This window comes from Paenibacillus sp. N119s (assembly GCF_059447605.1).
On the sequence record NZ_JCAJRU010000302.1, the window covers coordinates 1 to 5,068 of the forward strand.

Sequence of the window (5,068 nt, forward strand, 5' to 3'; positions counted from 1 at the left end):
CCACATTGTGAGCCAGCTCGCTGACATTATTGTGCGTGGGGGCATTACAACGGATCACCCGGCCCAATTGGCACGTACGCTTTTCTATGCCACAGCCCGTTTTCATCATCCCGCACATGCTTACGAATGGAAAAGTCCGGCGACTCAGCGGGAGTTTTTGGAAGTGTGGATGCTTTTAGAAAAAGGGATATCTTAAACTATATAGAAAGAAGGTCAAACACATATGAAGTATTTGGATGGGATAGTAGCCATGATCACCGGCTCCTCCAGAGGAATTGGACGTGCCATTGCCGAGCAGCTGGCTGATTTGGGTGCTAATGTAGTCGTCAATTATGCCAGCAGTGCGGACATTGCTAAAGAAGTAGTGGCCGGCATTGTTCAAAAAGGCGGAAAGGCCATAGCTCTCCACGCTGATCTGAGCAAGATGAGCGATATTGAAGCCTTATTTACAAATACGATTGCCGAATTTGGCAAAGTGGATATCCTGGTTAACAACGCTGGGCTGATGATTACCAAACCTCTGGCTGAGGTGACCGAGGCTGATTTTGACCAGCAGTTTGCACTGAATGTAAAGGGTACCTTCTTTGCCTGTCAGCAAGCGATGAAATACATGGAGAACTACGGAAGAATCGTGAACCTGTCCACATCCGTGATTGGACAAATGTTTCCGGCCTATAGCGTGTATGCGGGTACAAAAGGCGCGGTGGAGCAATTTACCCGTCAGCTAGCCAAGGAGTTCGGAAGCAGACAAATTACGATCAACGCCGTGGCTCCCGGTCCTGTCAACACAGAGCTTTTTCAAGCAGGAAAAACAGAGCAGCAAATCGAAGGCATGAAGAAAATGAATGCTATGGGCCGTCTCGGTGAACCGGAGGATATCGCTGATGTGATTGAGTTTCTGGTCAGCGCTAAATCGCAATGGGTCACCGGGCAGACCATCCGCGTCAATGGCGGGTTCATCTAAAAGCTGGAATACATGAAATGGAGGCTATACACGTTCATGATATTACACAAAGGCGAGACTTTATTTCGACAAGGGGAAACTGGCCCTTTATATCACTTAAAGAGCGGCTTGTTAAAAATTATCCGAGTCCATGAGGACGGCTCACAAATTTTAGTTAATGTAATTGTGCCCGATGAAATCATCCCGCATCACTCTCTCATCAGTCCCAATCCCTATTATGGTACCGCGATGGCGCTGGTCACCTCAGAGATTGAGGTTCTGTCGCAAAAGGAATGGTACCTGAAGCTGGAGCAAGATCCGGCCCAATGCCGAGCCATCGCTTTGCAGCTACAGGATAAGCTGCGTATGATGCAGCAACGAATTGACCAGCTCACGGAGGTATCGCCTGCCGAGAAGCTTCGGAAGCTCCAACGCTGGTTCCACTCCTACATCGCACCCGCTACGTTAACAGACGTGCTGACGCAGGAGGAAATCGGGCAGTTCATCGGGCTGCGCCGAGAGACGATTAACCGGCTATTGCGTGCTTCAAGCGCTCCATCTGCGAAAGATGGTGACGATAATGCATCTCGATGAGTCTAAACCACTCTCCCGCATTCAACGCACCAAATCCAGGATGAGGGGAAGTAGACGACCCTGTTGATTTCTCAACGGTTGGCTCAATCTCTCTCATTTTACGGATCACCACGTTCAATCCTTCTGCAATCTCTTCTTTGCTCGTCGGTTGAGGGGGAGTATACTGCGGAGATGGTGGGACTTGAATACGTATGGGTGGATAGCTTCCCAAGTTAAATGCGGTTGTGCCCGCCTCCGTTTTAGTCCCTTTTTCCCCATTAGACTGTAGACAAAGCTCTATGTTCCTAAGATGCATATAAAGAGCAGAGTTCACCAAATGAAGATACATTTGTCCAAGCGACCATTGTCCCTCCTGCGGTGTGTACTGCAATTGCTCTAGGGTAAAGCTGTCCAATTCAAGAAGATAGTGCTGTGCCGTTTCTTCAAAACGCTGTAATGTTTCGCTTGTATTCATATAGTAAATGCCCCTCTCTATCAAAGTAGTTTTACTATACAAGAACGCTACTGACAGCATTATGTCAGTAGCATTCCAACATTTTTTCTACTTCTGTTCGGACACGCTCGCGAAGCGATTCAGGCTCCAGCACCACCACATCTGCGCCCCAACCAAGTATCCATGATAGTAGTTCCTCTGGGTGCCTAACACGGAGAAATACATGGATTCCATCCTCACGTTCCTCTATGGACTCCATGTAAAAATGGTTCGCTTCCTTCAATTTATCTATAATATCCGAACGGGCCTTTAGATGAACATTGATGTGGCGGTCATCGACTTGCTTATAATCCTGCAAATTAAAATCAACAGGCAACTGATAACTATCCTCTAGCATGATCAGATCGTTCATACGCGACAAACGGAAATGGCGCAGCTGCTGCCGCAATTCGCATTGTCCAATCAAAACCCACGAACCATGAAGCAGAACCAGACCATAAGGGGCGACCACACGCACACTTTGGCGATTCCCGTCAGCCTCTGGCATTTTTTTGGAGTAGCCAAACCGAACCTTCCGTTTATCCAATACAGCAATACGCAGTATCTCCAAATAGGCTTTCTCTGTATGGTTTGTTCCTTTACCCTCCGCCAGCAGTCTGATCGTTGTCCGCACCTGAGAAACTTCCCTGCGAACGCTCTCTGGTAAAATAGCTTCAATTTTCCTGCGTGAAGCTTGTGCCTTCATGCCATAGTCTGTATCAAATTTTTGTTCGACGAAATCTGTCCCGATTAGCAGTGCCACAGCTTCTTCTGCAGTAAAGCTTACAGGTGGCAGGAAGTACCCCTCCATCAGGGAATATCCAATACCCGGTGCCCCCACAATCGGTACGCCAGATTCGCTTAGCGCCTGAATATCCCGATAGATCGTTCTTACACTCGTTTCGAAGATCGCCGCTAAATCCTCGGCCCGTAAAATATCCTTACGCTGCAACTCTAGCAAGATGGCCAGCAAGCGGTCGGTTTTATTCATACTACATCGCTCCATCTTTAATAGGATCTAAAATGCACGAATATAAAAAAAGCAATAAGGGCAGTGCACCACTGCGGCTTATTGCTCTTTTTTCATAAAACGTAGTCGCTTCTTCTTTACTTATAATACACTTTTTCAACGTTATATTTAGCCTTTTGCGAATTGATGATGTAGGTTTCATAAATTTCACGATCTACCGCATCTTCCACAATACAGACCTCAATAATTGCTACTTCGTTCCGATAAGCCTTGATCGGAGATACGTTATCTTCAAAATGCTTTTTGATTCTGGGTCTGAGCTTTCTTGCTTTACCAACGAACAGCAATTCCTCCTGTGCGTTGTAGAACATAAAGATACCCGCTTTATCTCTAGGGATCAGATGGAAATCTGTAAAGCCATAAATGTGGCTAAGCTCAGGGTTAGCCTGTTTGGTAATTGTGATATCCGGAGTTGGGATCGTTATATTAATCACTGTGTCACTTCCTCATTCTATATAGGTGTAAATATTACCACAAAGATGAAGGTAACACCATTCCATAACATTATAGAGTGTCCCCCGGGACAGGTTTCGTCGTTCTTCCCGCCATTCTTTCGAGCGCCCAGACAAGCCCCCCCACAGCAAGGGTGGAACCGACCGCTATAATTGCTGTTCCGCCGACATGCAGCAGCAGCACGGGAACCCACAGCAGTCCAAGTATACGATGGATGGTTCGCATCCACTTGTTACGTACTTTATTAATATAGAAGCCGTACCCGGAGATAGCCAGTATAATGGCAAAGGCCGCCAGTCCGGAAAAGGTCTTGTGATCTTGAAATTTGGTAATCAGGAAATAGACACCATGAACGGCAATAAGAATCAAGGTCGCCCAACCCAGCAGTTTATGCAAGGAATGAAACAACTTCCCGGTCTTTCGAACCAACAATGACGGTGATCTCAGCTTCTTCTTAAACCAGAACCAACAGAAAGAGGCCGCTCCAAGGAACACAGAGATCGTACCCAAGGTATTAAATATTTCTCCATTGCCCCTACCCCCTTTTCCGCCGGGACGTCCGCCCATATGCGCTGGTACATTGCCGCCTCCCGGAGGTCGCATGCCAGGCTTGCCGCCGGAAACCGAGGACATGTAGTAATAGTAGATTACGAGTAGAATTGCTACCGTTACTGCGATGATTGCCGGAATCCAAACCTTCTTTTTCATTTTCGTTTTCATTAGTTATGCATCCTCCCCGGGAAAATTGCCTTGATTGTACCCGGTCAAGCTGAAAATAAGATTAAAGCTGGCTGAAAGTATCCCTTTTCAGAGTATATAAAATCTTACAATGATAACAATATATACAAATTGTTATCGAATAGGTGTTGAAAAATGAAACAAGATGAAAATCATGCCACCTTTCCACAATTTCCAGAATCATATTGGCTAGCTTCAACGGACATCCCCAGTTTTCCCAAGCTCAGTGAAGATATTCAGGTGGATGTTGCCATTGTAGGTGCGGGGATCACCGGTATCACCACTGCTTATTTACTCTCAAAAAAAGGACTAAACGTCGCGGTCGTCGACGCAGGGCGGATACTTCATGGAACAACGGGCCATACAACCGCCAAAATTACCGCACAACATGATTTGATCTATAGCGAGTTTATCTCCCATTTTGGTAAGGAGAAAACACGGCTCTATTACGAAGCCAACCGCGATGCTCTTCAATTTATCAGACAGACGGTAGAAGAGTATCATATCGATTGTCAATTTACAGAAGAAGACGCCTACGTTTATACATGTGCAGATACGCATGTAGAAAAAATCGCCGACGAATATAAAGCATACAAGGAACTTGGCATCCCAGGAAGGTATGTGGAACAAACACCTCTGCCCTTTTCAACTAAAGCAGCTATTATGATGGAAAATCAAGCTCAGTTTAATCCTGTTCCTTTCTTAAGGTATCTGGCTAATCAAGTCATTCAGCAAGGCGGAAAAATTTATGAGCAGACCACCGTTGCTGGTGTGGAGCAAGGAAACCCGGCCACCCTTAATACCAGCGACGGATTTAAAATAACCTGCAACCATGTCG

Annotated in this window: 7 protein-coding genes and 1 pseudogene; 4 read left to right on the top strand and 4 right to left on the bottom strand. The window is 46.2% G+C overall.

Features of this window, described 5'->3' with window-relative positions; genetic code table 11:
• The 3 genes and pseudogenes from AC5V8P_RS23220 to AC5V8P_RS23230 form a co-directional block, all read left to right on the top strand.
• Positions 1-196: pseudogene (locus AC5V8P_RS23220) on the top strand (TetR/AcrR family transcriptional regulator); the annotation flags it as partial.
• Positions 197-223: 27 nt separating this feature from the next.
• Complete coding sequence (locus AC5V8P_RS23225) at positions 224-964, top strand: SDR family oxidoreductase (protein WP_064797577.1); 741 nt, start codon at positions 224-226, stop codon at positions 962-964.
• 36 nt (positions 965-1,000) lie between these two features.
• Entirely contained in the window at positions 1,001-1,537 is a 537-nt protein-coding gene (locus AC5V8P_RS23230) for a Crp/Fnr family transcriptional regulator (RefSeq protein ID WP_013373777.1), read from the top strand.
• Here the strand turns inward: AC5V8P_RS23230 and AC5V8P_RS23235 are convergent.
• The 4 genes from AC5V8P_RS23235 to AC5V8P_RS23250 all read right to left on the bottom strand — a co-directional run bounded on the left by AC5V8P_RS23235 (position 1,470) and on the right by AC5V8P_RS23250 (position 4,212).
• Positions 1,470-1,991 (bottom strand): DinB family protein, encoded by a 522-nt coding sequence (locus AC5V8P_RS23235; RefSeq protein WP_064797576.1) that lies wholly within the window; start codon positions 1,989-1,991, stop codon positions 1,470-1,472. The genes AC5V8P_RS23230 and AC5V8P_RS23235 overlap by 68 nt on opposite strands.
• Before the next feature lie 64 nt (positions 1,992-2,055).
• The gene (locus AC5V8P_RS23240) at positions 2,056-3,000 is read right to left on the bottom strand and encodes a helix-turn-helix transcriptional regulator (RefSeq protein WP_063207495.1); all 945 of its coding nucleotides are present in this window, start codon (positions 2,998-3,000) and stop codon (positions 2,056-2,058) included.
• A gap of 116 nt (positions 3,001-3,116) precedes the next feature.
• Positions 3,117-3,473 carry a nucleotide excision repair endonuclease gene (locus AC5V8P_RS23245; RefSeq protein WP_063207498.1) on the bottom strand — a complete coding sequence of 119 codons (357 nt, stop codon included), beginning with the start codon at positions 3,471-3,473 and terminating at the stop codon, positions 3,117-3,119.
• Between the two features lie 70 nt (positions 3,474-3,543).
• Complete coding sequence (locus AC5V8P_RS23250; protein ID WP_063207501.1) at positions 3,544-4,212, bottom strand: hypothetical protein; 669 nt, start codon at positions 4,210-4,212, stop codon at positions 3,544-3,546.
• A gap of 153 nt (positions 4,213-4,365) precedes the next feature.
• Between AC5V8P_RS23250 and AC5V8P_RS23255 the strand changes: the two genes are divergently transcribed.
• A partial coding sequence (locus AC5V8P_RS23255; RefSeq protein ID WP_495473909.1) for an NAD(P)/FAD-dependent oxidoreductase occupies positions 4,366-5,068 on the top strand: 703 nt, incomplete at its 3' end.

Excerpts from the sequence above, each read along its gene's own strand:
- AC5V8P_RS23225 (WP_064797577.1), top strand. The coding sequence starts at position 224 with ATGAAGTATTTGGATGGGATAGTAGCCATGATCACCGGCTCCTCCAGA.
- AC5V8P_RS23230 (WP_013373777.1), top strand. The coding sequence starts at position 1,001 with ATGATATTACACAAAGGCGAGACTTTATTTCGACAAGGGGAAACTGGC.
- AC5V8P_RS23235 (WP_064797576.1), bottom strand. The coding sequence starts at position 1,991 with ATGAATACAAGCGAAACATTACAGCGTTTTGAAGAAACGGCACAGCAC.
- AC5V8P_RS23240 (WP_063207495.1), bottom strand. The coding sequence starts at position 3,000 with ATGAATAAAACCGACCGCTTGCTGGCCATCTTGCTAGAGTTGCAGCGT.
- AC5V8P_RS23250 (WP_063207501.1), bottom strand. The coding sequence starts at position 4,212 with ATGAAAACGAAAATGAAAAAGAAGGTTTGGATTCCGGCAATCATCGCA.